The sequence below is a fragment of the Pseudoalteromonas sp. Isolate3 genome, from assembly GCF_022398505.1.
Lineage (GTDB): Bacteria > Pseudomonadota > Gammaproteobacteria > Enterobacterales > Alteromonadaceae > Pseudoalteromonas > Pseudoalteromonas apostichopi.
Map to the genome: position 1 here is coordinate 1 of NZ_JAKEVN010000244.1, position 1556 is coordinate 1556.

Here is a 1556-nt window from a genome sequence, read left to right on the forward strand (position 1 = left end):
AACTAAAATAGAGCCCAGGGTTCAACATTGAAAATGGATCTATCAACAATACGATACATAAAGCATAAAGAATTGAGCGCCAACGCAGCGGATTTTTACCCAAATTATAAATAACCAAATAACACCCAAGCATTACAAGTGCACGACTGGCAGAGACAATGAAACCGCTGAGGTAGACATAAATAAATGAACAACTAAATCCAAATAAAGCAAAAATATTATTCAGTTGGAATGATTGCCGAATAGGCAAATGACTGACTCTTAGCAACCACTTCGAGCTAAAAAACCCTACTGCATATATAAGTCCGATATGAAGTCCTGAAATAGCAAGCAAATGACTTAAACCTAATTCACGCAATTGATTATTATCTTCGTAGCTAATTTTGCTTTTATCGCCAGTTAAAAGCGCATAATAGAGCCACTGTAATCGGCTATTTGCTGTAATTTTATCTATGAATTTTAGGTATCTATCACGTAAACTCGTATTGGTATGATGATCTAGATAAGTTATTTCTCCCACGCTTCGACCTTTATAAAATATTCGCTCGAGTAGCGCTTGCCTTTCTCTATCAAAACTATAGAAATTCTTAACAGAACGATAACGCTTAAGTTTTAGGGATGCACTTATTTCATCACCTGAAACAACGGGTTTATCTGATGAAATACTTAGCATCGCAAAAGGAGTTGGTCGAATCGTAGCAGGACAAGATTCAATACTTTTTAAATTGGCTTTTAGATAGTAAGGGCTTTTATCACTGTATGTTTCAACCACCTCAAATCGAACTAATCGCCTTTGTTGATAATCGATTTGACAGTCAGAGGTTGAGTAAAAAATGAAGTAATGAAAAATCACTACTAAAATAGCGCAAATAAACCCTGACAATAGAGTTAAAAAAGGCTTAAAATAGGCACCTGCTAGCAATACAGCAAAACTCATTATATAAAACGCCGCAGTGCTAAATGTATATAGGGTGAAAAAACAGCCTATGACAAAGCCGCTGCATAACCAAATAGATGTAAATGGTTGCTTTAAATGGCTAAAAAAACGATCCAACGCTTTTTACCTGATCATAACAAGGTAAGAGAACACAAGTATTTAAGAATTTTTGGTCGTTTATTGCATGATGCCAATTTATGGCACTTAAATAGACGCTCAGCACGCGGTGCATTTGCGGTTGGTTTATTTTTTGCGTTCATCCCTGTTCCTTTTCAAATGGTTCTTGCAGCCGCCCTGGCTATTCCATTTCGAGTGAATTTACCGATTTCTGTTGCAACAGTGTGGATCACTAACCCACTGACCATGCCTCCTATTTTCTATTGTTCATATATTGTTGGCACTATTGCACTTGCTCAACCACAGCAGCACTTCCAATTTGAACCAAGCTGGCAATGGTTTATAGATAGTCTAACAACAATTGGCCCAGCCTTTTTAGTCGGTTCACTCATTTGTGCAACAGCTGCTGCAATCATAGGCTATTTTGCTACCGACATGCTTTGGAAACGCTCTGTTCGTAAAGCGTGGATACATCGCCATAAAAAATAACTGATTTCAGTAT

General features: G+C 37.3%; 2 protein-coding genes. One reads left to right on the forward strand and one right to left on the reverse strand.

Going from position 1 to position 1556, the window contains the following annotated elements:
* The coding region (locus L1D46_RS20585) for a ComEC/Rec2 family competence protein (protein ID WP_239978165.1) at positions 1–937 on the reverse strand (937 nt) is incomplete at its 3' end.
* A 96-nt stretch (positions 938–1033) separates the two neighbouring features.
* Here L1D46_RS20585 and L1D46_RS20590 point away from each other — a divergent pair.
* Complete coding sequence (locus L1D46_RS20590) at positions 1034–1543, forward strand: DUF2062 domain-containing protein (protein ID WP_130051407.1); 510 nt, start codon at positions 1034–1036, stop codon at positions 1541–1543.
* Positions 1544–1556 lie beyond the last annotated feature (13 nt).